22 protein-coding genes and 3 tRNA genes are annotated in these 25,848 nt (G+C 44.0%); 10 read left to right on the top strand and 15 right to left on the bottom strand.

Going from position 1 to position 25,848, the window contains the following annotated elements:
- Window positions 1-11: 11 nt before the first annotated feature.
- The 3 genes from YH65_RS11140 to YH65_RS00410 are packed head-to-tail and all read left to right on the top strand — an operon-like array spanning window position 12 to window position 3,636.
- Window positions 12-425, top strand: a complete 414-nt coding sequence (locus YH65_RS11140) for an Lcl C-terminal domain-containing protein (protein ID WP_052746031.1) — start codon at window positions 12-14, stop codon at window positions 423-425.
- A gap of 3 nt (window positions 426-428) precedes the next feature.
- Window positions 429-2,255: an HPr family phosphocarrier protein gene (locus tag YH65_RS00415; protein ID WP_046550153.1), complete on the top strand. Its 1,827-nt coding sequence runs from the start codon at window positions 429-431 to the stop codon at window positions 2,253-2,255.
- A complete protein-coding gene (locus YH65_RS00410) occupies window positions 2,248-3,636 on the top strand; it encodes a PTS transporter subunit EIIC (protein WP_046550152.1) in 1,389 nt (462 codons plus the stop codon). The genes YH65_RS00415 and YH65_RS00410 overlap by 8 nt, the downstream gene beginning before the upstream one ends.
- A gap of 120 nt (window positions 3,637-3,756) precedes the next feature.
- Here the strand turns inward: YH65_RS00410 and YH65_RS00405 are convergent, their stop codons facing one another.
- The 7 genes from YH65_RS00405 to YH65_RS00375 all read right to left on the bottom strand — a co-directional run bounded on the left by YH65_RS00405 (window position 3,757) and on the right by YH65_RS00375 (window position 10,846).
- Window positions 3,757-4,227 (bottom strand): PTS sugar transporter subunit IIA, encoded by a 471-nt coding sequence (locus tag YH65_RS00405; protein WP_046550151.1) that lies wholly within the window; start codon window positions 4,225-4,227, stop codon window positions 3,757-3,759.
- 2 nt (window positions 4,228-4,229) lie between these two features.
- Entirely contained in the window at window positions 4,230-5,354 is a 1,125-nt protein-coding gene (gene nagA, locus YH65_RS00400) for an N-acetylglucosamine-6-phosphate deacetylase (RefSeq protein WP_046550150.1), read from the bottom strand.
- Window positions 5,355-6,902 carry a fatty acid--CoA ligase gene (locus YH65_RS00395; RefSeq protein WP_046550149.1) on the bottom strand — a complete coding sequence of 516 codons (1,548 nt, stop codon included), beginning with the start codon at window positions 6,900-6,902 and terminating at the stop codon, window positions 5,355-5,357.
- Window position 6,903: 1 nt separating this feature from the next.
- Window positions 6,904-8,124, bottom strand: a complete 1,221-nt coding sequence (locus YH65_RS00390; protein WP_046550148.1) for an OmpP1/FadL family transporter — start codon at window positions 8,122-8,124, stop codon at window positions 6,904-6,906.
- A 10-nt stretch (window positions 8,125-8,134) separates the two neighbouring features.
- Window positions 8,135-9,388, bottom strand: coding sequence for an alpha/beta hydrolase family protein (locus YH65_RS00385; RefSeq protein ID WP_046550147.1), 1,254 nt, complete (start codon window positions 9,386-9,388; stop codon window positions 8,135-8,137).
- Window positions 9,389-9,473: 85 nt separating this feature from the next.
- Window positions 9,474-10,364: a deoxyribonuclease IV gene (nfo, locus tag YH65_RS00380; protein ID WP_046550146.1), complete on the bottom strand. Its 891-nt coding sequence runs from the start codon at window positions 10,362-10,364 to the stop codon at window positions 9,474-9,476.
- On the bottom strand, window positions 10,361-10,846 hold the full coding sequence (locus YH65_RS00375; protein ID WP_046550145.1) for a hypothetical protein: 486 nt from the start codon (window positions 10,844-10,846) through the stop codon (window positions 10,361-10,363). Before YH65_RS00375 ends, nfo begins: the two co-directional genes overlap by 4 nt.
- A gap of 87 nt (window positions 10,847-10,933) precedes the next feature.
- Between YH65_RS00375 and YH65_RS00370 the strand changes: the two genes are divergently transcribed.
- Window positions 10,934-11,008: transfer RNA gene (locus YH65_RS00370), tRNA-Glu, on the top strand.
- Between the two features lie 32 nt (window positions 11,009-11,040).
- Window positions 11,041-11,115 (top strand) — tRNA-Glu (locus tag YH65_RS00365).
- 62 nt (window positions 11,116-11,177) lie between these two features.
- On the opposite strand, the gene YH65_RS11135 is transcribed toward YH65_RS00365, so the two are convergent.
- From YH65_RS11135 to dnaG, 7 genes are all read right to left on the bottom strand, one after another.
- Entirely contained in the window at window positions 11,178-14,606 is a 3,429-nt protein-coding gene (locus YH65_RS11135) for a response regulator (RefSeq protein ID WP_052746030.1), read from the bottom strand.
- A gap of 20 nt (window positions 14,607-14,626) precedes the next feature.
- Window positions 14,627-15,514 (bottom strand): GGDEF domain-containing response regulator, encoded by an 888-nt coding sequence (locus tag YH65_RS00355; RefSeq protein ID WP_046550144.1) that lies wholly within the window; start codon window positions 15,512-15,514, stop codon window positions 14,627-14,629.
- Between the two features lie 449 nt (window positions 15,515-15,963).
- Window positions 15,964-17,967, bottom strand: a complete 2,004-nt coding sequence (locus tag YH65_RS11130; RefSeq protein WP_052746029.1) for a trypsin-like peptidase domain-containing protein — start codon at window positions 17,965-17,967, stop codon at window positions 15,964-15,966.
- 129 nt (window positions 17,968-18,096) lie between these two features.
- The gene (locus YH65_RS11450; protein ID WP_154806451.1) at window positions 18,097-18,258 is read right to left on the bottom strand and encodes a hypothetical protein; all 162 of its coding nucleotides are present in this window, start codon (window positions 18,256-18,258) and stop codon (window positions 18,097-18,099) included.
- 122 nt (window positions 18,259-18,380) lie between these two features.
- A tRNA-Ala gene (locus YH65_RS00345) sits at window positions 18,381-18,456 on the bottom strand.
- Between the two features lie 62 nt (window positions 18,457-18,518).
- Window positions 18,519-18,800 carry a peptidylprolyl isomerase gene (locus YH65_RS00340; protein WP_046550143.1) on the bottom strand — a complete coding sequence of 94 codons (282 nt, stop codon included), beginning with the start codon at window positions 18,798-18,800 and terminating at the stop codon, window positions 18,519-18,521.
- A gap of 80 nt (window positions 18,801-18,880) precedes the next feature.
- Window positions 18,881-20,533, bottom strand: coding sequence for a DNA primase (gene dnaG, locus YH65_RS00335; protein ID WP_046550142.1), 1,653 nt, complete (start codon window positions 20,531-20,533; stop codon window positions 18,881-18,883).
- Between the two features lie 124 nt (window positions 20,534-20,657).
- Between dnaG and YH65_RS00330 the strand changes: the two genes are divergently transcribed.
- Genes YH65_RS00330 through YH65_RS00310 form a run of 5 tightly spaced genes read left to right on the top strand, consistent with a single transcriptional unit; the run spans window position 20,658 to window position 25,213 of the window.
- Window positions 20,658-21,701 (top strand): tetratricopeptide repeat protein, encoded by a 1,044-nt coding sequence (locus YH65_RS00330; RefSeq protein WP_046550141.1) that lies wholly within the window; start codon window positions 20,658-20,660, stop codon window positions 21,699-21,701.
- Window positions 21,661-22,125: a ribonuclease HI gene (gene rnhA, locus YH65_RS00325; protein ID WP_046550140.1), complete on the top strand. Its 465-nt coding sequence runs from the start codon at window positions 21,661-21,663 to the stop codon at window positions 22,123-22,125. The genes YH65_RS00330 and rnhA overlap by 41 nt, the downstream gene beginning before the upstream one ends.
- Window positions 22,122-22,793, top strand: a complete 672-nt coding sequence (rnc, locus tag YH65_RS00320; RefSeq protein WP_046550139.1) for a ribonuclease III — start codon at window positions 22,122-22,124, stop codon at window positions 22,791-22,793. The genes rnhA and rnc overlap by 4 nt, the downstream gene beginning before the upstream one ends.
- A gap of 3 nt (window positions 22,794-22,796) precedes the next feature.
- Window positions 22,797-23,888, top strand: coding sequence for a chorismate synthase (gene aroC, locus YH65_RS00315; RefSeq protein WP_046550138.1), 1,092 nt, complete (start codon window positions 22,797-22,799; stop codon window positions 23,886-23,888).
- Window positions 23,885-25,213, top strand: coding sequence for a YdgA family protein (locus YH65_RS00310; RefSeq protein WP_046550137.1), 1,329 nt, complete (start codon window positions 23,885-23,887; stop codon window positions 25,211-25,213). Before aroC ends, YH65_RS00310 begins: the two co-directional genes overlap by 4 nt.
- On the opposite strand, the gene YH65_RS00305 is transcribed toward YH65_RS00310, so the two are convergent.
- Window positions 25,210-25,776 (bottom strand): ribonuclease HII, encoded by a 567-nt coding sequence (locus YH65_RS00305; RefSeq protein WP_046550136.1) that lies wholly within the window; start codon window positions 25,774-25,776, stop codon window positions 25,210-25,212. The two genes, YH65_RS00310 and YH65_RS00305, sit on opposite strands and share 4 nt — an antisense overlap.
- Between the last annotated feature and the right edge of the window lie 72 nt (window positions 25,777-25,848).

The following is a 25,848-nucleotide window of genomic DNA, read 5'->3' as shown; positions in this document are numbered from 1 at the left end:
GAGGAAGAATCATGTCAAGAATTTTAATTACCCTTTTAGCGCTCTCAGCCTTTGCCTTGGCAGAGATAACCATAATCAAAGACCCGAAGACCAACCTGATGTGGGAAGACACCCCGCATGTCAGAGAAACCAAGATCAGACAGCCCCGTGCAAAAGAATATTGCAGCGAACTCAGACTGGGAGGATACAGTGACTGGCGACTTCCGACGATACACGAACTGCTTACGATCGTAGACTATAACCGTGTTTCACCTGCTATTCCCAAAGCATTTTCCTATATTGAAGATGAATCCTTTTACTGGACAAGTACCCGTGTGGCAGACGAGGACGATGCCTTCTGGGGCGTGAACTTCAAACGCGGTGCCAGCTCCAAAGCTTCTGAGTATTATGACCGCTATGTACGCTGTGTAAGGGATATTAAGTAAGCTATGTCCCTTTTTGACCGATTTTTTCCTAAAAGTCAGAGCAGTATACTGCACATTACCTCCCAAAATGGATTTCATCTCCGTCCTGCAGCACGTTTTGCGGCAGAAGCCAAAAAATTCAATGCTTCTATCGAAGCTGAAACGCGGGGAAAAAGTGTCAATGCAAAACAGGTCAATGCCCTTCTTTCACTCAACCTTGAAAGGGGGGACCATTTTGAATTGACCTGTAAGGGGAAAGATGCCAAAGAAGCCATCGAACAGCTCGAAGCATTCTTTCTTACCTTGATGGAAGACGACAGAGAGAATGAAAGTATAAAAAAAGAAGAGACCGAGTATGAAAGCCCTGTCATAGATGCAGAGATCATTTCAAGAGGCGTAGCCATCGCGCCTGCCTTCAGATACAAGGAGGAGACGGTCAAAAAAGAGTGTAATCTAAACTTTTCTGAAGCCCTTGCAAACAGCCTTGAAGAGCTTGAAACACTTTTCCGGACACATAAAGAGAATGACGATGCCTCTATCTATCTTGCACAAAAAGAGCTCTTGAGCACCATTGCGAATAATGTCGATTCCCTCGAAGAGTTCGAACTGACCATTGCAGAGGAGTCCGCCCACCTGGTCGGGAGCAAAATGGCAGCGAAGATCACCGACTACAAAGATATCCTGCAGCGCATGCGGAAACAGATGGGCATGGAGACAGAAATGATCCTGCCCGAAACTCCCTACGTTCTATTGGCAAAAGATCTTCTCCCCAGCCAGATAGAGCAGCTCAAAGGAAGCAAGGTCGAAGGGGTGATACTTAAAGAGACGACCCTCACCTCCCATACGGCCATTCTGCTTCGGGGAAGCGGTATTCCCTCCCTCATTGCCGACTACAGCCCGGTAGAAGAGAAAGGTGAGATCATCATGGATGCCAACAGCGGGCTCATCGTCATGGAGCCGACAACCAAAGATATTCAGAAAGCGAAAGAACGTCAGAAGAATAATCAGGTACAGAAAGATATTGCTTCACAGAAACGTTTTGAAAAGGCATTGACACGTACCCAGAAACAGATCAGAGTCTTTGCCAATGTGACTGACACCGTTTCTGCAGAAGCCGCCAAAGAAGAAGGTGCCGAAGGAATCGGTCTGCTGCGTACCGAGTTTCTCTTCAAAGAGAAACAGCCTACACTCGAAGAACAGGCCGATGCCTACAGGGAGATATTTGAACTTTTTGATGAGATCACGGTACGTACCCTCGATGTGGGAGGGGACAAAAAACTGCCCTACCTTAGCCTTCCCCATGAAGAGAACCCTTTTCTAGGCATCAGGGGGATCCGGCTTTTCAAAACGCATCCGCAGCTGATGGAAGAACAGCTTCTTGCCATCTTTCAGGCTGCGGAAGGTCGTTCTGTCAAAGTAATGTTCCCTATGGTCAGCTCGGTCGAAGAGTTCACAGAAGCCAAAACGTTTGCCTTGCAGGCGGCGCAGAAACACAATCTTGACATTTCCACCATTCTCTTTGGCGTTATGGTCGAAGTTCCTTCCGTGCTTTTTCTGATCGAAGAGTTCAACAAAGTCGTGGATTTTTATTCCATCGGCAGCAATGACCTGACACAGTACCTCTTTGCCGTGGAAAGAACTCACCCTTCACTCAAGGTCGATGAACATTCCCCTGTGGTTTACGATGCCATCAAAACCGTAGTCGAGCAGGCGACAAGACCGGTCAGTATCTGCGGCGAACTTGCCGCCGACCCCGAAGCTATCGGAAAGCTGCTGAAGATCGGCATAGAGATACTGAGCGTATCGCCCAAAAGCATTGCCGCGACCAAAGAGGAGATCAGACATGTTTAGTCTTTTACAAAAGATCGGTAAGGCGTTAATGACCCCTATTGCAGTGCTGCCAGTTGCGGCACTGCTGCTTCGCCTGGGATTTGGCGATATTTTTGACGGGCAGGCAGCCCTTGTCATGAAGAGTGCCGGAGAGACGGTCTTTGCCAACCTCGATCTGCTCTTCGGCATCGGGATCGCCTACGGCCTGGCAAAGAACAACGACGGTGCCGCCGCACTCTCGGGTGCCATCGGTGTACTCATCGCCAAAGCGGTTTACAGCAGTATTGACAGTAATGTCAACATGGGTGTCTTCGTGGGGATCATCATCGGTGTGATCGCAGGGGTGCTTTACAACCGATACCACGACATCAAACTACCTGAATTCCTCGGCTTTTTCGGCGGAAAACGTTTCGTTCCCATCATTACCTCCATTGCCGCCATAGCCGTGGGTGTACTGGCCGGATACTTCTGGCCCTATGTACAAAATGCCATCGATGCTTTTTCGAACATGATCATAGGACTTCAGGAATTCGGTACATTCCTTTACGGCGTACTGAACCGTCTGCTCATCCCTCTGGGACTGCACCACATCCTCAACTCCGTCTTCTGGTTCCAGCTTGGGGACTACACTTACATGAAGGACGGTGCGGAAGTGGTTGCCAACGGTGACCTGCACCGCTTCTTTGCGGGTGATCCGAGTGCCGGGGTCTATATGTCGGGCTTCTATGTGGTCATGATGTTCGGCCTGCCGGCCCTGGCCTATGCGATCTACCTCAACACACCGAAAGCGTACCGTGCCAAGGCCGCTGCTATTCTTGCCGGTGTGGCATTCACCTCATTTCTTACCGGTATCACCGAACCCCTGGAATTTCTTTTCCTCTTTGTCGCACCGCCACTTTTCCTCCTGCATGCCATACTCACCGGCCTGGCACTGGCAACGGCACAGCTTCTGAACATTCATGCCGGCTTCGGTTTTTCGGCAGGCTTCATCGACTACGTCATTAATTACAAACTGGGTACAAACGTATGGATGATCCTGCCTTTGGGTGCGGTCTTTGCCATCGTTTACTTTACTGCAAGCTACTATCTGATCAGGACTATGAAACTCAAGATACTCGAAACCGAACTCTCTGAAAGTAGTGAAACAGAGGGAAGTAGTACCTCAACGGAAGCGGAAGCATTCATTTCCGCACTGGGAGGGAAAGAGAATATCCTGAATACGGACGCCTGCATCACACGTCTGCGTATGAGTGTGAATGACAGTGCCAACCTGAAAGATGAGGATTTCACCAAACTGGGAGCCAAAGGAGTGATCCGCCCTGACAAGGGGTCGATACAGATCGTTCTGGGGACCAGGGCAGAGAAGGTGGCCGAGGCGATCAAAGAGGCGCTGAGAGTATAGGCGTTCTCTACTATCCCGGATTTTATTTCTTTTTCTTCGGGCTTTTCAATACAATAAAAAAAACGACAAGAATGGCAGCATAAACAATATAGCTGCTGATCTCATTATTGTTTGACGGCATTATATCACTTCCATAATGGCATCACCGGTAATGACCACATTGGTGTTTTTGTCAATAGCCTCATACTTACTCTCATCTGTGATCAGAATAGGGGTTACGATATCTTTGGCATGCGCTTTGATGTAATTGAGGTCTGCTTTAATAATGGGATCTCCCGCTTTGACCTCATCTCCCTCCTGGGCCAGGCGTTCAAAACCTTCTCCCTTGAGCGCTACCGTCTCCAAACCTATATGCACCATCACTTCCAGGTCCTGATCACTCTTGACCGAATAGGCATGGTTGGTTGAAAATATTTTTGAGACCACTCCGTCAATAGGTGCGGTAAAGATTTCTCCGACAGGGAGAATGGCAAGACCGTCTCCCGCCATCCTCTGTGAAAACACTTCATCATCAACACTTTCCAGTGTTAACAGCTGCCCATCCACAGGGGCAAACACATCTCTCTTTTTACGTTTAAAAAAACTGAACATTCTTATCCTTTATATTTCACTTCACCGTTCACGATTGTTGTTATGATACTGAAATCTTCATCAAAAATGACCATATCTGCATCATAACCGCTTTTGAGTTCGCCTTTTTTCAGACCGAGTTTCTCCGCAGGTATCTTTGTTACAGCATTGACCGCTTCGAGCAGTGTCATCCCTGCTGCCTCGGTCATATGTTTTAACGCATCGTTCATCTTCAGTACTGACCCCGCAAGCGTACCGTCATCCAATGTGGCTTTTCCCTCTTCCACTGCTACTCTTCTCCCGCCAAGATCGTAAATACCGTTTTTCATACAACCTGCACGCATCGCATCGGTGATCAGCACCAGTCTCTCACCCTTGACCCGGTGTACGAGTTTTAGTACGGAGGGGTGGGTATGCACCAGATCGGCAATGATATCACAGCTGACATTGCTGTCGAACACGGCACCGACAATGCCCGGTTTCCGATGATGATAAGGGTTCATTGCATTGAAGAGATGTGTGGCATGGGAGATGCCCCAGCCAAAACTCTCTTTGCTCTGCTCAAAGGTAGCATCGCTGTGTCCGATACTCAACACGATACGAGGATGGTGTTCCGAGAGATGCCTGATGAAGCTTTCGGCTCCCGGCATCTCAGGGGCAATCGTGATCATTCTGATCTGATCCAGATAGGGTGCGATGAGCTCAAGGCTGGGTTCGCAGATATACTGTTTGTCCTGCGCACCATGCTTTTCCGGATTTAGGAAAGGGCCTTCAAGATGCACGCCGAGTATCTTTGCTCCATCTATTGTTTCAGCATGTTCTTTGACATTCTGTAAAGCATTGTCAATAACCGGTTTTGACATAGTCATCGTCGTTGCAAGGAAAGAGGTCGTCCCTGTCTGAAGCAGGGTCGAAGAGATTGTCTGCAATGCTTCCGGCGTAGCATCCATAACATCGGCACCGCCTGAACCGTGTATGTGAATGTCTATGAAACCCGGACTGACATAGGCGCCTTTTGCATCGATGATCTCGACATCCTCATCCAAAGCCACATCAGAGAGGGATACGATCTTCTCGTCAAAGCATAGATGTATTCCCTCAACTATCCGGTCAGATGCTATGATCCTGGCATTGACAATAGCTTTCATTTAACGGCTCTCATCTCTGAGATTGTCCTTTAAAACACGTTTCAGTACTTTCCCCGTTGCATTTTTGGGCAGCTCCTCAATAATATGTATCTGTTTTGGAAGCTTGAAGTTCGCCAGGTGCTCGCGCATATGCTTTTTAAGCACTGTCTCATTAATGGACTCAATCCCCTCATCAAGCTCAAGATATGCCACCGGTATCTCACCGCTCTTCTCATCTCTCACCCCGATGACGGCGGAAGCCGCGATACCTTCGAAAGCATCAATGACCTCTTCGATCTCGCGCGGGTAGATATTGATCCCCTTAGAGATGATCAGGTCTTTTTTTCTGTCCACGATGAAAAGAAAACCTTCATCATCCAAATAACCCATATCTCCTGTCAATAGCCAGCCGTTGACAATGGTCTCCCTTGTCGCCTCCGGGCGGTTAAGATAGCCCTGCATGATATGGTCACCTTTGACGATGATATCGCCAATCTCCCCTGTAGGGAGTTCATTCATATCTTCATCTACGATCTTGATCTCATAGTCGTATGCCGCTGTACCCACGGAGCCAGCTTTCTGTTTCTCCAGCGTGTTGACACAGACGACTGGACTCGCTTCACTCAGCCCGTACCCCTCAAGCAGTTTGGCACGGGTGAATTTCTTTGCCATAGCGTTGAGTGTCTTGGGCTGCAAAGGTGCTGCACCAGAGATGAACACCCGGATATTGTTGAACCACATAAAGTACCAGGGCAGTTTTGCCTTGGCAAGTGCATTGTAAACAGAAGGAATTCCAAAAAAGAGTGTCACTCTCTTCATCAATGTCTGCCTAAAGACGTTGGTGAAAGGCTGAAGTGACTTGATGATCACGATACTTCCGCCCACATAGAGAGGCAGGATCACACCTACCGTAAAGGTAAAGGCATGGAACATTGGCAGAAAGACGATCACTCTGTCTTTATGTGTCACTTTGATCATTTTTCTGGAAAATTCAATGTTTGAAAGAAGGTTTTTGTTACTGAGCATTGCCCCTTTGGGCTTGCCTGTCGTACCTGATGTGTAGATAAGCACCGCTGTATCTTCCAGTCTCCTGGCAATATGCCTTACTTCTCCGCTATGTGTCAAAGCTTCGGTAAAGGCGAAGTTTTTCTCATCGCTTTGGGGAGATTCACCTTCCCAAAGGATGAAACGGCACTGTACAGGCCCGTTGGACTTTTTGACAATATGCTCATGTACAGTAGAGGCTACAAGCACCGTACTCTCACTGTCCTTGAGAATATAGCTAAGTTCATCTTCCTTGAGAAAGGTGTTGACAGGTACAATTATGGCACCTATTTTTGAAACCGCAAACACAGTATAGATAAATTCGGGAGAGTTACGCAGAAAAAGAGCAACCCGGTCACCCTCTCCAACACCATTAGCAGCAAAGAATGAGGCAAGTCGGTCTACATTTTCAAGCAATGCACCATAGGTGATCTTTCTGTCACCGTCAAAAAGTGCGACTTTTCGTTTGCGCTTCTGTGCCTGAGCTAACAGAAATTCATAAAAATTACTGTATGGATACTCCATTTTAAAACTCGTATGCTACGCCCACGGTCGTAAGGTAGGCTCCTCCTCCTGTAAAGCCACCACCGTTGGAGAGCACCATGTTTTCTGCAATTCCGGGAGCCAATGCGCGTGCATCTTTACCGTCATACAGGAATGCTGCACCCCAGGAAAGGGCATCTGTCTGTTGATAACGGAATCCCATGGAAAATATTGTTGCATCTGAATCCGGCAACTCGAAACCGATCGTTTTATCGGGAACCGGTGTTTCATCAATCGCAAGGCCCATCATCAGTGTGATCTTATCGAGTACAACGGTGGCTCCAAACCTGAACGTATTGGTATCTTTCCACTCTTTATCTATCGGTGCATTGAATGCACCATCCAGTATCGGGTTTGCTATGGGGCTGCCGTAGTTAAAGTCCAGTGTTTTATACTTCGACCAGTAGGTTCTTTCATAGACGGCTTCAAGTGTAAACGTATTGTTCCATGTTTTTGAAATAGCGATATTCAACGCCGCAGGGAGCGGGACGGTAACATCCGCATCATACTGCTTGCCTACACCGCCAAAATAAAGATTTGCCTGGCCCGATTCTTTCAGGTCAACGTTGGAGCGGTAAGTGATGGCAAGGTTGATGTCATTTGTCGGTTTGTACAGCATGGCAAGGTTATACCCGAATTCAATGGTATCTCCTTCCATCTCCCTCTTAAGCGGAGCACCTGCATCTGCACCATCACTGTTGACCACCCCTTCACTGTAAATAATTCGTACACCTCCGCCGATACTAAAATTATCGGTTACCTTGTAAGAGGCAGAAGGGTTTAACTCTACGATCTTAAGCGTAAACTCTTCGGCATACAGTTTCTGGAAAGGCGTGTTCCAGCGTTTGGTAAGTCCTCCCGGTGCAGTAAGACTCACACCCCATCTGAAATTTCCTATAGCATTAGCCACATAATGGGCATTGGGGATCCAGATGTTTTCTTCCTCTGACTCTCCACTGTAGGGGTCCATTAAGGTGTACTCATTTGAAGGAAGGTGGGCAAGGGTCACCCCCCCTTCCACATACTGTTTATCTACCATGAAACTCATAGCTGCAGGGTTGTAATAGTTTGTATCCGCACCAGTAGTATGCGCTACATAGGCAGCCCCCAGCGCCATAGAGTTGAGTGACTGCTCAGGGATCTTATATCCTGCTGCCGTCAAAAGTCCGCTTGTGATCACACTTAATGCTATGATTTTTTTCATTTTCATTCTCCTAGTATCCTATGGTTGCCGCTCTTGTTTGCGCAAAAATTCCTGCGGCTGCCTGGTAGGCATACGGTCCGCAATCTGAATGGTTTACCGGCTGGGGCAGGCCCAGTATCTGTTCAATGGACAACAAAGTAACACTGGCCGCGCCAAGATACTGCATCGTTCCTGCAGCCAACTGCGAAATTTCGTACGGTACAACATCGTCACCTTCACAATGAAGCAGCGTTACCGGTGTCTGTGGTGCCCATTTATATACTTCATTGTCTGCCAGTGCCACTTTGAACCAATTAGCCGAGTTGTTAAAGAAGTCGTTTACAAAAAGCGGATCGAAAAGTCCATCCGGTCCGGTCGTTTTTGTTGTCAATTCAGGATCGATTTCAGGACGGGCACGCTCTCCGTCAAAGAGATCATCTAATTTTGAAGCATAAGGCTCATTCACCATGGTATCGACCGGCTCATTATAGGTCAGTGCATAGGCATATGCGGTATATGCCATGAAAGACGGCACAGAAATTTCAGGTTGGCTCAATACACCCATACCGATCTGTTCAAGATCATACGGTCCAGACATTGGTGCGGCCATTGTAACGGACATGGTACCTTCACTCTCTATTTTCTGAAGTGTCGCCATTGCGGCATACCCACCTTCGCTATACCCTGTTAGATAGAGCTGTTCGTTCAATGGAATATTATTATTCTGGGCAAACTTCCTTGCTGCATTAATAAAATCAACTGTGGCATTGGCCAATGATTTTTTCAGTAAAAAAGGATGGTAGTGATCAAGTGAATCACCATACCCTATATAATCAGGCTGCAGTGTAGCAAATCCCATCATAGAAGAGAATATGACCGGAGATCCGTCAGGAGAACTGGTCTGTTCCGCTATCACTGTCGGCATCTCAAAGTTACCGAAACGTGTATCATGATCATCACATACAACTGACAGTCCTGCAGCTTTCATGGTATCCGGTATACCGGTAGGAATGACCATCAAACCCGATACCTCAACTTTTTCGCCCTGCTCATCAGTTGTCTCATAGGGAATCTTATATGCTTTGTAGCCAAAAACCGGTTTATCATAATCTGCAGGAATCACTCCATTATCTATCAGGTTTTGCTTGATAGATGCACCATCCAGATCGACAACCACCTCTCCGCCTGAAACCACCTCATTCTCAGGCTGATGCAGATCACTGCCACATCCCACAAACCAGAATACCGACACAGCCAGCAATACTTTCGAAATTTGACTTTTCATTTTTTCCTCCTTTTTTTGTCCACCTCACGCTGAACTTGATTTAAGGTCCCACGGGATCTTGAATCAAGTTCAGCGTGAGTTTTTTCTACTTCTCTACCAATGCATAGAGTGCTTTGATCTCTTCTGGCCATAATGACTCGTCAATGGTCTCCAGTATAAGCGGCATATCATCCATACGCGGATCGTTCATGATGAACCTGAAGGTATCCCAACCTATCTCTCCCTGTCCCAAAGAGGCATGCCTGTCCACTCTGGAGCCCAGTTTTGGCTTGGAGTCGTTGAGATGCATCCCCATCAGATATTTGAATCCTACGATACGTTCGAACGCATCCATCGTTTCATCATAGGCTTCTCTGGTACGCAGGTCGTACCCTGCCGTGAACGTATGGCAGGTATCGAGGCAGACACCTACCCTGCTTTTATCTGCCACTTTCTCTATAAGATGACCCAGATGCTCAAAGCGGTAACCAAGGTTGGAGCCCTGTCCTGCCGTATTTTCAATGACAAGCTTGACATTGGAGTCTTTGGTAGCTTCGATGGCCAGGTTCATGGACTCGGCAATGACATCCAAACAGTGCAGTTCCGCCTCCATCAGTTTTTCTTCGTACTGGGGGTCTTTTTTAGGAATTTTGACCAGATGCGATCCGGGGTGAAAGTTGAGCTTGTCTAGGCCAAGTTGCTCACAGCGCTCAAGCTCATCAATGAAAGCAGCTCTGGATTTTTCAAGTTTTTCGGCTTCGGGATGTCCCAGATTGATCAGATAGGAGTCATGGGGAAGGACATGCTTAGGCAGAATACCTGCTTTCTCCAGGTTCTCTTTGAATGCTTCTATACTTTTCGCTTCCAGGGGTTTGGCAACCCACTGTCTCTGGTTCTTTGTAAAGAGGGCAAAGGCTTTGGCCCCTATGGCCATGGCGTTTAGAGGGGCATTTTCCACTCCGCCGCTTGCACTGACATGTGCTCCTACGAACTTCATTGCTTGATCACCTTAATGAGAATTTCATTTATTGTATCACGGAAGACAATTTCATTATTTAAAACACTGTATTCGATGCTGTATTTACCAGGTTTTTTGATCTTTTGTGTAAAGCCGTTACTTTTTGTGCTTATCCCTGTATCATTAAATACTGTTTTTCCTCTAAAGATATTTTCTATGGTATCGGGAGGGTAGTTGCTATTTAGCACCTGTGCGTTAAAGGCATTTTTGGACAGACACTGCAGTTGGCTCATACAAACAGAATCTTTGGAGATTCTCAAACGCATCAACACCTGCCCGCTGCCGTATATTTCAACTTTCACACTACTTCGGTTCTCATAGACGAAACCCATGTCCGCATATTTTAAAGCAGGGGTTTTCAGTACGATGTAGGCACTGTTCGCTCTGTCGTACTCCGGCTCTGCACATCCTCCTAGCCCCCATAGCAGCAGTGCCGCTAGAAAATATTTCAAATATCTCATTCAAATTCCTGTTTTTTTATGAATTATATCCTACTTAAGAGTGATTTAAGCGGTCAATCTATATAATTTCGTCCACAAGTTGTAAATGGCCCCTTCGTCTAGCGGTTAGGATCCATGGTTTTCATCCATGTTACAGGAGTTCGAGTCTCCTAGGGGTCACCATTTGTATCTTGTAAAACTTTTTTTATTTTGTTGGCCCCTTCGTCTAGCGGTTAGGATCCATGGTTTTCATCCATGTTACAGGAGTTCGAGTCTCCTAGGGGTCACCAACTTCATCCATTTCATCATACTTTATTAGAAGACAAACCCTTAAAATAATAATAGCACTCATTTATCCATTCAGTAACGCTATAGCCTCTTTTAATTCAAATTCATCTATATAATATTTCACTTTCTCAAAGAGGGCTTGGTCTTCATTACTTAAAGAATACCCTTCTATCTCATCTATGACCGGCTCACATTTGGTAATTACTTTTGTCTCTATAGCCTCTTTTAATTTGGCAAACAAGTCATCTCTTTTTTCATCTGATATTTTTTCTTTACTGTATATCTCTTGCGTTCCCTCAGTCGGTAGTTTCTCTTTCAACTCATCAATTACCAATTTCAATTCCTGATAAAATTTTGGGAGTAAATGCTCATCTTGTGTTTCATCCAGTTCTTTTGCTATCAAATGAAGAGACATTGCACCAATATTTGAACTGAGTCCTTTGACTGTATGTGTAGCTCTTTTAAATGCATCAGCATCCATATCCTCCAGGACAATATCTTTATAGTTGGAAAGAAAATCATTCAATATTTTTAGATACAGTTTTTTATTTCCCGCTAAATGCTTCAACCCTGCAAGAGCATTTATATTTTGAAATGCCGGAACAGTGGTCTCATCTTTGCTTACATTCTCCTCTGCAGGTAAAATACCTTCTTGGTGCGAAGTACTTTTTCTGGAAATATATTTTAAAAGCACTTCATAGAGTTTTTCAACCTCAATAGGTTTGTTTAAATGTGCTTTCATCCCCAATAAAGCACTTTTTTCAACATCTTCTTTCATAGCATTCGCTGTGAGTGCAATGATCGGGATATTCTGGTCTATCTCTCTAATGATTTTTGTCGCTTCATACCCATCCATTACCGGCATCTGTATATCCATAAGTATCAGTTCATAATCATTGGCTTTAAACTGATCAACGGCTTCCTGCCCGTTGTTAACTGTCTCTATAATTATACCGCTGTTTTCCAACAGGCCTAAAATAATCTCCTGATTTGTACTGTTATCTTCAACAAGAAGTATTTTGCTTCCTTTGAGAGTATGTATCTCTTCTTCCAAAGAACTTTCTTGCATTTCAGACTGATACTTTATAGCAACATCATCCAAGAACAGCCCGCTCAATATATCATTAAGCATTGACGGATTGATCGGCTTTTGTAAAAATATGTCTATACCTGCATCTTTGGCATACTTGACAAGGCTCTCTTGCCTAAAGGCACTCACCATAATAACGGTTGGCGGAGATTTGAGCGCCAAACTCTTATCTTTGCTATAGATATCCTTGATAGACAGGGTCGTTTGTATACCATCAAGCTCTGGCATATTCCAGTCCATCAATATCAGATCATAATCCACATTATGTTCTTTTATCTTAGTCAGCGCCTCTTTTCCACTTAGTGCAGATTCTGCCTCAACACCATATTTTTTCAATACACTTCCCAGTATATCATGCCATGTTTGATTGTCATCAACTATAAGAACTTTTTTATCTTTAAATATTCTATATGTTTTTTGATCTCCCCGTTCCATAAGCTTAATCTCAAAGATAAAACTGCTTCCCTTGCCATATTCACTCTCTACCCAGATCTTACCATCCATCAGTTCGACCAGCTGTTTGGAGATGGTAAGCCCAAGACCTGTTCCCCCATATTTTCTAGTGGTGCTTCCATCTGCCTGAGTAAAAGCCTGAAAAAGGTTTTGCTGTTGTTCTTTGGTCAATCCGATCCCTGTATCTCTTATTTCAAACCTATATCTATTCTGCCTTACTTTTGTAACATATACGCCAACCTCACCCGACTGGGTAAACTTGATTGCATTGCCTACAAGATTGGTTAGAACCTGAGATATCCTTAAACTGTCCCCATAAAAGTTTTTCCCCATATCACTATCATAACTGACAATTAATTCAAGGTTTTTCTCATGTGCTTTAAATTCTATGATATTGATCACATTATCAAGTACTTGAAACAGATCGAAGTTTGCTTTTTCAATATTCAGTTTTCCTGCTTCTATTTTAGAGAAATCTAAAATATCATTAATGATATCAAGAAGTATCTTTGCCGAAGAGTCTATCTTTTTGATATAATTCCTCTGCTTTTCACTTAAATCCGTTTGCAATACCAAATGGCTCATCCCAGTAATTGCGTTCATAGGCGTTCTTATCTCGTGGGACATATTTGCCAGGAATTTACTCTTGGATTCTGTAGCTTGTTCAGCTCTGTCTTTTGCTATCTCCAGCTCTTTAGTCCGCTCTTCAATTTTTTTCTCTAAATCATTATTTAACACTTCCAGTTCACCTGAGGATACATTGATCAAATGTGACAATGCTTTGATCGTGCTGCTTTTATTTGAATACGATTTTTCATCACTCTCAAAAGTTATCTTTTTTTTCACTTCATCTGATTCACTTAATGCCAGTACCGTCATTGTTTGATTCAATAGCTCTTTTTTTAAAGAGCAGTAAAATTCTCCATAGGTAAAGAAGCCTGATGTAGGGGCAATGGCGTTAAACGGTTTTGTTTCAAGCTCTATCTGCTCAGGCATAAACCTTCGTCTTGCCATACAGGAATATATAAAAATGGATTCTATAGGCTTATCAACAATATTTTTAACATTTCGTTTTGCATGGCTTAATATAGCATCACTGTCACCATAACCAAACCTGACGATATCACCATTTTTTAGGTTGCCTGCGAACACTAAAGAGCCGTCAGGCTCACTGCTTAATACAGCTCTTGCGATATTGATGCCGTTTCTCCTGATAATCAGCGGGAATTCTATACCTACGGCAGGTAAAGCACTTGCAGTATCCTCCCCCAAATAGTAGGCATACGTATCATACGCCGTTTTATCATCTATGGTATACACACGGTTTCCGACAGCTTTTGTGATCGTTAAACTTTTGCCTATAGGGAGCCAATGAAAACTGTAATTTGTAAAAACATTTAAGAATTCAGAAGTGAGCCCAACACCTACAACACCGTTTTGAAGCACTTTATCTTTGGTAAACACAAACGTTTTATCAAAAGTAGCGTTGTCACCTGCGAGGCCGCCGGCTACGTTAACCTCTTTGCTTATGGAATTAATACCGTTTAGAAAATCCTCACCGTTCCCGCTCAGTCCGTCTATAAAAGAGATTATCACTTTTGTCTTGGGCTCATACAGGTCACGGGCAAGTTTGGCACCGCCTTCAAAATAGTTTTCAAAATCATTGGATATATAGGTTTTTAATGCTGTTTTTTCAAATATGGTGAAACTGATCACTGTTTGCATAGTTGAAACAAGTCCATCTTTGATCTCGCCATCCGTTGTGCTTCCTATAAGCGAGGCGTACGGCAGGGTAGTGCTGATGATAGTTGTAAGTTCAGTGATGAACACTTCACTGTTCTTGGATGTAAAAACCTGAATCAAAAGAGAGGAAGAATCTTTGATGTGATGCTCTTCTATGAATTCCAGTAGCGCTTGTTCGGATGTAAAATATGTATTGTATGTCTTCATTTTATCTTTCTTTCCCTCTTTTATATACGGACGACCCCTCTAAAACAAACCCTGTTTCTCCCTGTTTCCTTTGCATCATAAAGTGCTTCATCTGCCCTTTTTAAAAATGTATCTATTGTGTCAGAGGGGTACTTTTGTGCAATGCCGCTGCTGACAGTAAATTTAACCACACTTCCCTCATACATGTTTTCCAGGTTTTCTATGGCTACCCTTATCTCCTCAGCTTTTTCTTTCATCTCATCGAGTGAACCATTTTCCAGAAGGATCATAAACTCCTCCCCTCCCAACCTTCCAAAAACAGCTGTATCGGGTATGAGGTTAGAGATTGTCTGTGCCAGGCTTTTGATAACAATATCTCCAAAGGGATGCCCGTAGGTGTCATTGATATTTTTGAACCTATCAATATCTATCATCACTGCGAACAGATTCTCTATTTGTCTAAAAAGCACTTCACCCAGCTCAAAAAATTTTCTTCTGTTATAAATGCCTGTCATAGAGTCTCTTGTAGCCATGTATTCTAACATATGTAGTGTTTCACTTAGTTTCAGATGGGTATGTATCCTTGCAAGCAGTTCTTTGGGTTTAAAGGGTTTGGTAACATAGTCAACACCACCGACATCATATGCCTTTTCTATACTGTCTTCATCTGTTTTTGCCGTAATGAAAAGTATGGGAATGTCTTTTGTAGCTATTTGTGATTTTAAGATCTCACATACTTCATACCCGTCCATTTCAGGCATCATGATATCCAGCAAGATCAAATCTATGTCTTCTTCATTGACGATCTCCAGTGCAGCTTTCCCACTTTTTGCAGCCATAACATTGTAATTATCGCCTAAAAGACCGATCAATATGTGTATATTCTCTTTCGTATCATCTATGACCAAGATAGTCTGCTTTTCATCCATGATTGCTCCTTCAATTTAGCGCAATTATGTATTTGATCCCGGCATAATCAATCTTAGCCATGGGTCACATATATAGAACCGCTAAAAATCCTATATATCATTCATATTAAGACTATTAGTTTAGCTCTTTTACTCTGGAATGTATGTAGGAATAATCCTACTACCGGTTACATGGTCGGTTAAAAAATTATGGAGAAATATTTTGTATGAACTGGAGATAAAAGAATTTTTAAAACATTGATTACATATCATATCTAATAAGTAAGAGATGGTGGAGACTATCTCCACCTAATTATTACCACAAGTAACGTATTTTCCTATGCTCATGAATAGTTATATATTAAATGACTACTATTTTATTTGTAGCATTGCATTTTTGTAATCTTCAGAATGATTATATTGTGAAAACTGTAACACCTATTTATAAAATAATAATTTAACGCTTATCTCTATTGATAACAAATAACCTTCACAATACCATCTTTTGCTTCATCTGCAATATCAGCTACATCTTTTTTATCTTTGGACATAGATACACCGTAATTTATATTATTAATATCCAAGAACATTTGAGCCACATTAGATTTTATTGCCAAATTGACATTCTGTTCTCTCTTTAATCTTGCAACTACAACACCTACTACATTGCCACTTTTGTCTAATAATGCTCCTCCACTATTTCCAGGCTGCACAGGAGCAGTTAGTTGCATATTAGTTGTATCATTAACTAACCCAGTCAATGCACTCACATTACCTGTTGTTACTTTAATCCCACTACCAAGAAGGTATCCCAGAGGATAGCCGATCACAACAATATCGTCACCAATACGAATACCTTGGCCAGCTCTAAAATTCAGAAAACTGCTATTTGCTTTATCTGCTTCAAGTATTGCCAGGTCATTGATAGAATCCTTTGCTTTTATTTTAGCTGTAGACCTATACCCCATTCTAATAAGTTCGATACCTTTACAATTTTTAACTACATGATTATTTGTTAGGACTGTAAATTTATCAACGAAAAAACCTGTCCCTATATATCTTTGTGAAGATTCCGTTTTCTCCCCATCTAATTTATTTTCTATTTCTTTATCCTCTTTAAGTGGATCATAGCTTTGGGCAATGGCAATTTGTTGAGGAGTCATTTTTGTTTCAAGTTTATTCATAGATTCTTTACCAATACCCATTTTATTGTTAGTTGCAGCAATATTGTACCAAGCATAAGCCTTTATATAATTTCTTTTAACACCATGACCCTGTTCATACATAATTGCAATAAAAAGTTGAGCTGCAACATAATTTTGCTTAGCTGCTTTTATACGCCATTGAAAGGCTTTCTTATAGTTTCTTTTGGTTCCTGTTCCATTTATATACATAGCCCCAAGTATATACTGAGCATCAGCATCCCCTTGTTTAGCTCCTTTCATGGCCCACTTAAAAGCTTCTTTTTCGTCTTTTTTAACTGCCTTATCAAAAATATACATTTGTCCTACTTGACCTTGAGCATAAGCATTTCCTTTCTTTGCAGCTTTCATATACCATTTGAATGCTTTTTTGTAATCTTTTTCAACACCTTCTCCATAGTAGTACATATATCCAAGATGTGCTTGAGTATAAGCATTTCCTTGCTTTGCAGCTTTCATATACCACTTGAAGGCTTCTTTGTAATCTTTTTCAACACCTTCTCCAGAATAATACATATCTCCAAGATGTGCTTGAGCATAAGTATTTCCTTGCTTTGCAGCTTTCATATACCATTTGAATGCTTTTTTGTAATCTTTTTCCACACCTTCTCCATAGTAGTACATTTCGCCTAAATCATTTTGTGCTTGAGGATTATTTTGCTTTGCAGCTTTCATATACCATTTGAATGCTTTTTTGTAATCTTTTTCAACACCTTCTCCATAGTAGTACATTTCGCCTAAATCATTTTGTGCTTGAGATACATTTTGCTCGGCTGATTTCTTATACCAATATATTGCTTTTTTATAATCCTGTTTAAGTCCTTTATCGCCATCTCTATATATCATTCCTAATGCACCCTGGGCTACTGAAGAACCTTGTTTGGCAGCAACCATCAACCATTTTAGAGATTCTTTTTGATTCTTTTTAGTACCTACACCCTTATGATACATACGTATAAGTTCGTACTGTGAGAGAGTATTATTTTGCTCAGCTGACCTTTTGTACCATTCAAAAGCTTTTTTGTACTCTTTCATCTTATGGTACACTCTACCTAACTGATAGCTATATCTCGGTTCATTAGGGAAATCTTTAACCGCTTGAGTACAGGCTTTTCTTGCTTTAACTACATCAATCTTTTCAAAATTAACACCAATAACACCAGTAGGATTTGACTTATCCTTTGGATTAGCTGCCAAAACATCACAGGCATTAGGGGTATTTGAGAATAGTACGCTAAGCATTATCAATAGTAATAGTATTATTTTTTTCATTTTTAATCCAATTAATTTATTAGCATGATTAAATTATACAATCATTTTGAATAAATTATGGTGGTATTACTAATGGTACTAAATATATTTTTTGCTGCTTCCTTTTAAAAGTTAAATTGATTATATTAACTACACATACTTTCTGCTTATCAAGCCAATGTTTTCATCTGAAGCATCATAAAATACTCTTCCATCTTCATAGAAAAAATTACCCTCCTTATCTTTGGTTCGTATTTTGTGATCATCAGTCGTATAAACTCCATCTTGTAAAGAAACCTCATCACTACTCATATTACTACTATTTAAGCTTAGATTACTACCATACATATTAAACTAAGTAGACTATAATAATGCTTTAAACGTCGTATATAAGGGGATTATGTAGTATATATTGATGATATTAGATTGTAGATTGGTGGAGACTATCGGGATCGAACCGACGACCTCTTCGCTGCCAGCGAAGCGCTCTCCCAGCTGAGCTAAGCCCCCAAAGATTAGGTGAAAAGGATTTTAGCATAAGATGGATAAAACATTACCCATCTTATGATAATTTATGAACGTTCTGTAATTTCAAGCAGGTGATAGCCAAACTGTGTCTTAACCGGGCCGTGTACCACACCAACTTCATCGTTGAAAACCACTTTGTCGAATTCCGGCACCATCTGTCCTTGCGAGAAGGTACCGAGTTCACCGCCTCTTGCACCTGATGGACAGGTAGAGAACTCTTTCGCTGCTGCTTCGAATGTGGTCTCACCTGAGTTGATCTTCTCTTTGAGTTCTTTACAGAACGCTTCGTCGTTTACCAGAATATGTCTTGCACTTGCTGTTGCCATTGTTTTTCCTTTGGAATATAGTTAAGTTGAAATAGTATGACAATAATGCTTTGAGTCAAAGCGTAATTTGACAAATCACTTTAATTGCCTTCAAATGCGACCAGTTCTCCACGCTTGAGTCGTGGGATTATATCAGTTTTTATTTTACGTATCAAAAAACTCTTCTTCTCAAAAGGTATGGTCTGGTCTGCCACGATATTTTTGAGTTTCATATCGTAGTGCTTGATCAAAAAGTTCCGTAGCACCCCCTGAAGTTCTGCTTCGTCCATTATCTGGAAGGTATCGTCTACGGCCAGTCCCATCAAATGCGGATGCTCCTTCTCCCCGCTGATCAGTGCCGAGAACATGGCGGCATAACCGCCGAACATATTGACATCGATGACATCGAGTACCGAATCGATCAGTTCGGGTTTTTCCAGCAGTGTTTTCAGTATGCTCAACTGTGCCACGTCATCTCTTTTTTGAGAAAAACTCTCTTTGGCGCGGTTTGGCTGTGTCTGCTTTCCGAACAGTGCAGGAGAAACCCCCAACAGTGTCGCTGTCATAGGAATGTAGGCATCCTTTATGATCTGGCTCAAGCCATCAAGGAACTGTTTGGCAGCCCCGAATGCCGCCTCTTTTGCACGAGGATCGTGCAGGTTGTAGGCATAGATGGTCTGTTCCAATACAAAAGGAATGAGCGGCTTGGCTTCACGCAGCAGTTTGGCGACCGCTTCGCTCTGCCCTTTGGCGATGAGATCGGCCGGGTCCTGCCCGTCGGGAAAAAGAACCACACCACCGTCAAAGCCCGAAACACTCAGCATCTGTGCTGCCTTCAATGCTGCAGCTACTCCTGCCTTGTCTCCGTCATACGCAAGAATAACTTTGGGATCACCTTTTCTGAGCAGAGGCAGGTGCTCTGCCGTCAGTGCCGTACCCAGAGTAGCGACGGCTTCGGTAAAACCTGCCTGATGGAACATCACGACATCGAGGTAGCCCTCACAGACGATCAGCTTTTTATTTTTGTAAATGCTCTCTTTTGCCAGGTCGTAGCCGTAAAGCAGTCTGGATTTGTTGAAGAGTTTGGTCTGCGGTGAATTGATATACTTTGCCGGATGGTTGGTAATAGTACGTCCTCCAAAACCGACAGCCCCGCCGCTGGTAGAGTATATGGGAAAAGTGATACGTTCCACCAGACGCGCATAATACCTTCCGCCCTCACCCTGTGCCAGAATGCCCGCTTCCACCGCTTTGGGAAGCGGCAACAGTGCAGAGTTTAGAAAATGGATCACGGAGTTGCCGTCGGGGACATACCCGATACCGAAACGCTCTATGGAACTCTGTGCGATCCCCCTGTCGAGAAGATATTGTTTAGCCGTGGGGTTGTTTTCCAGATTCTTGACATACCAGGCCTGTATGGTCTCGAGTACTCGTTTGGCATCGGAGTAGTCCGAAGACCCCTTGGTATAGTTGAGCGAAAAATTGTACATCGATGCCAGTTTTTCGATTGCTTCGGGGTAGGAAAGCTTCTCCAGTTCCATCACGAACTTGATGCTGTCTCCGCCTACGCCGCAGCCAAAACAGTGGTATATCTGCTTGCTGGGGCTCACGACAAAAGAGGGGGTCTTCTCACCATGAAAAGGGCAGTTCGCTTTATAGTTAGCCCCGGCTTTTTTCAATTCAATGAAGTTCCCTATCACATCAACGATATCGATACTGTTCTTGAGGGATTCTATGGAGGCATTATCGATCATAATGCATCCATTCTTGCCAAGGACGAAGCTTCAGTGAGAGGAAAAAAAGGTAAGCGTTATCTATCATAGTGGTATTATATCTAATTTGATATAATCCAAGGACTAAACAGGCTAAAGGAACTTCTTGGAAACGATATTGCCGGCATACAACGATCCGCTGTTCAGCATTCTGCTAATCATTGTCATCGCACTGATCATCTCTGTTGTCACCTATGCCTGGGGGCTCTACAAGCAGCAGAAGGAGGAGGGGAACCTCCTGAAATTCCTTGACAAGTTCGACAGTTCCGAATGTGCTCTCGATACGGACGATATGCCTTTCGAGGGACATATGCTCAAGCCGCTTACGCTTCTTGCCAAAGCCTTTGAAAATTCGGGTGAATACCACAAGGCGATCAGCATCTATCTCTACGTCACGAGGCATATCGACGATGACTTTACCAAAATGGAACTGATGGAGAGACTGGGGAATACTTACCTGCATGCCGGTTTCCTCGAGCGCGCCAGGTCGATCTATACGGAAATACTCCGCAAACGTCCCCGCAACACCAAAGTGCTTTACGAACTCGGGGTTGTCTATGAAATGATGCACAAATACGACAAGGCACAGGAGATCATCGAGCCACTCAATACCCTGGGGAAAGATACGCATACGCTCAGCAAATTTCTTGAACTTTCCGCACTGACGTCTAACAAGATGCTCGGTACCGACGAGAAGGTAGCAGCGCTGAAAAAGATCCTTGCTGAGGAGCCAAAACTCTACCGTCAGATCGTAGATACTCTCCTGAAACTTGACACGACCGAAGCCTGGAAGATCATCGATCCTGAACGGATCAAGGAGACGATAGACATCCTTTGGTTCTTACCGAATTCACAAGTCGATTTGGATATAATCACATCCGATGAGAGGCTCAGTACTCTCTACTACGCCAAAGGATATCTGCAGAAGCCCTTGCTCCATAGCGGTATCTTCGCAGTGGATATGCTGGCAACGGCAAGAGAGAACGGATTTGAGGAGGGGGACCTTCTTTTCTCCTATCTCTGCAAAAAATGTAAACAGAGCTTCCCCGTATCGTTCAAAAGATGTCCAAACTGTATGGCGATAAACTCTGTGGAAGTGGAGGAAAAGATTGCAAAAGCAAGCCCGAAAACAGATTACTCTCTACTCTGACGGTTCGAGCCTCGGCAACCCGGGACCGGGCGGGTATGGCGGCATACTGGAGTACAAAGGCTCACGCAAAGAGTACTTTGGCGGAGAAGAAGAGACAACGAACAACCGTATGGAACTTCGCGGGGTCATCGAAGGACTGAAACTGCTCAAGGAGCCCTGTGATGTGGAGGTGGTCTCCGACAGCTCTTATGTGGTCAAAGCTATCAATGAATGGCTGGAGAGCTGGATAAGAAGGGACTTCAAGAAAGTCAAAAACGTTGATCTCTGGAAAGCGTATATTGAAGCTGCCGCACCCCACCATGTTCATGGTACCTGGGTACGGGGGCATGACGGGCATCCCGAAAATGAACGCTGTGATGAACTGGCACGGAACGAAGCGGAACGCATCAAGGCTACAAAACTCAAAAAAGGAACGAAACAATGAACGACTACAGTCAGCTTGAAAAAAGACTGAACTATACATTCAGGGACAAGCAGTTGATTATTGAGGCTTTGACACACAAAAGTTACAAGAAGCCTTACAATAATGAGCGGCTTGAATTTTTGGGAGATGCAGTCCTCGACCTCATCGTAGGCGAGTACCTTTTCAAAAAATTTCCCAAGTCGGATGAAGGAATTCTCTCCAAGATCAGAGCTTCACTTGTCAATGAAAGCGGGTTTACACTTCTGGCACGAAAGATCGACCTGGGCTCTTACATTTTCCTTTCTCTCGCGGAAGAGAACAACAATGGAAGAGACAAGCCGTCGCTGCTCTCCAATGCCTTTGAAGCGGTTATAGGAGCCGTCTATCTGGAAGCCGGCCTCGATACGGCTAAAACGATTTCCATCAAACTGCTGGAAGAGTGTCATCCCAAAATAGACCTGCAAAGCCTGTCAAAAGACTACAAGACTGCTTTACAGGAGTTGACACAGGCGACACACGGCGTGACACCAAGTTATGAGATGCTCGGTTCTTCGGGCCCCGACCACAAAAAAGAGTTCGAGATCGCTGTCATCCTTGACAATGAAACCATCGCGTCAGCCAAAGGCAAAAGCAAAAAAGACGCGCAGCAGAAAGCGGCGAAAATTGCCTTAGAGAAACTGAAAGGATAGACAGTGAATACCTTTGGAAAGAGACTGACACTCACCACCTTTGGCGAGTCCCACGGGAAAGCGATCGGATGCATACTTGACGGTGTGCCTGCCGGGCTCCATATAGATGAAGCCTTCATCCAGTCTGACCTCGACAGACGCAAACCGGGGAAAAGCAAACTGGAGACCGGACGCAAGGAAGACGACAAGATCGAAATACTCTCCGGTGTCTTCGAAGGCCTGAGTACCGGTACGCCTATTGCGATGATCATCTTCAACACCAATCAGAAATCCAAAGATTATGACAATGTCAAAGACCTGTTCCGCCCCGGACATGCCGATTTCACCTATTTTCACAAATACGGACTGAGAGACTATCGCGGCGGCGGGAGAAGTTCGGCCAGAGAGACTGCTGCACGTGTGGCAGGAGGAGCAATCGCAAAACTGATGCTCAAAGAGCTGGGTGTGGAGATACAGAGCGGACTGTGTGAAGTGGACGGTATCAAAGGGAATGTACAGGATTTTGAGTATGCCAAAAGTTCCAAACTCTATGCGCTTGACCCTGCTGTTGAAGCAGCACAGGAGAAAGCGATACTGACAGCCAAAGAGAACCATGATTCTGTAGGCGGTGTGGTACTGACCACGGCAACCGGTGTGCCTGTCGGCCTTGGCGAACCGCTCTACTACAAACTCGATGCCGTGTTGGCAGAGGCGATGATGGGGATCAATGCCGCCAAAGCCGTTGAGATCGGTGACGGTATTGCCAGTACCCATCTCAAAGGTTCACAGAATAATGACGAGATCACGCTTCAGGGATTCAAGAGCAACCATTCCGGCGGTACGCTCGGCGGTATCAGCAACGGTGATACACTCATCGTCAAGACCCATTTCAAACCGACCCCTTCCATTTTCCGGGAACAGCAGACCATCACGACACACAATGAAGAGGTGACCTGCAATCTCAAAGGGCGGCATGACCCCTGTGTCGCCATACGCGGTGCCGTGGTCTGCGAAGCGATGATGGCACTTACCCTTGCCGATATGGCCCTGCTCAACATGGGCAGGAAGATGGATCACCTTAAAGCGATCTATCCCGAAACAAAGAAATCAGTATGAAAAAACTCGCTTTTGGTCTTGTCGGACTCGTTCTGATCGCAGTGGTCTATTATTTTACGAACGGATCTGCACAGATCATCAGGCAGGCAAAGCAGCAGCTCAACAACGAATTGAGCACACTGCAGCAGAGCGGTTTCTCCGTCAAAGAGAGAAAAAGTGAAAAGAAAAAAGATCACTTCATCGTCTCTTTCGATAACCCCGAAAAGATCGTACAGTACCTGAACGCACAGGGTGCCCAGATGCGCATAGAAGATGCCAAGGCCATCAAAGGCCTGCAAGTTGGCGTAGATGCCGCATACCTCCCGGACAGTTACAGCGCAGTCTCTCTTGACCTCTACCCCGTTACTCTGCCCGAAAGCATGAGGAAAGAGCTGGGAGAGGAAGACAAAAAGCTGGTCAATCATCTCAGAGGTATGCTTGCCAAAAAGGCACTGCTGCTTCATATTGATTTCAACAAAATGCTCTCGGGTTTCAAAGGCTATATCAAAGATATCAATGAAACCATTGAAGAGGATGGTGAAAAAGCAACTATTGCAGCCAAAGGGATGACTTTTGAAGGAGAGAGCAAAGAGGAGAAGATCAGTCAGTTTTCCCAGAAGATCGCGTTGCTCTCTCTTGATGCCGGCAAAGCGCTTCAGGTCAAAGTCTCTGACATCGACGGTGGCTATATCCGTACAGGTACCACACCCTACGATATCACTTCACGCTACCGCACCGGGTCCATTGCCGTTCATATGGAACCGCAACTTTCACTACAGATCAAAAATATTGAGAATGAAACAAAAAACAGCGTCAACCAGGGCTTGCTCAAAAGCATTGTGACCACCAAAGCCGAAACGGTGGAGATCAATCAGGCACAAAAAAAATATACGATCGAGAAGAGCCGGTTTGACTTTACCGCTGAGAACCTCGATGTTGCTGCGCTTGAAGCATTACAGAAGACCGAGCCTGAAGATGAAGCACATATCAATCAACTCACCCAGCATCTGCTTTCAAAAGGCATTGTCCTGACATTGAACAAATTTTCTGCCAAAAAGATCACAGAGAATGGAAAAAACCTGAACGGCTTCGATATGAACGGTACAGTCAGTATTGCCAAATCATTCGATATGAATGCCGTCTCCCAAAACCCTCTTCTTGCACTCGATGCGATCGATATCAGGACACATATTTCCGTCTCCGACGAACTCTATGCCCTCATTATCCAGGACCCAAGAGCGATGATCATGATGATGATGGTTCCGCCTGCGACCAAAGAGGGAAAGAAAATATACGATATCGTTTTTGTGAAAGGAAAAATAACTGTGAACGGAATCTCTTTCTAAAAGAGTGTCGGTTCGTCCAGTCCTTTCACCCGAAAGGTCTTTCGGTGTATTTCACACCTGCCATACTTCACTAAAGCCTCGATATGCGATCGGGTACCGTAACCTTTGTGCTTCTCAAACCCATACTCGGGATAGACTCTAGCCATTTCTATCATCTCTCTGTCGCGTGTTACCTTTGCCAGAATACTTGCAGCCGAAACTTCAGGGACCTTGTCGTCCGCCTTGACCATCGTACTAACATTATCCACGCCGAAAGTGCTGTTGCCATCGAAGAGATATTCACATCCGTCAAGTGCTTTCTGTATGGACTGTAAACCCTTTTGTAAACACTTCGAGATGCCAAAGCCGTCCACTTCCTTTGCCGAAAATGAAACAATGTGATACTCGGCATTTTCGATCACAAGCATGTAAAGTACCTCACGTCTCTTTTCAGTCAGTTTCTTTGAATCCATCAACCCCTCTACCTCACCTGTCAACACCACACCGGCTATCACAAGTGAACCAGCAAGCGGTCCTCTGCCTGCTTCATCAATGCCGCAGAGGGGTTTTGTTTCATTTTGCATTTTATCTCCAAATTTGTGTTTATATTATTGGTGTTCTCCCATGACAACACCGATTATCCAAACATTAAAAGA

The organism is Sulfurovum lithotrophicum (assembly GCF_000987835.1).
In the GTDB taxonomy this organism is placed as follows: domain Bacteria; phylum Campylobacterota; class Campylobacteria; order Campylobacterales; family Sulfurovaceae; genus Sulfurovum; species Sulfurovum lithotrophicum.
Note: the sequence above shows the minus strand (reverse complement) of the source record. Positions and strands in the feature narration are given on the sequence as shown.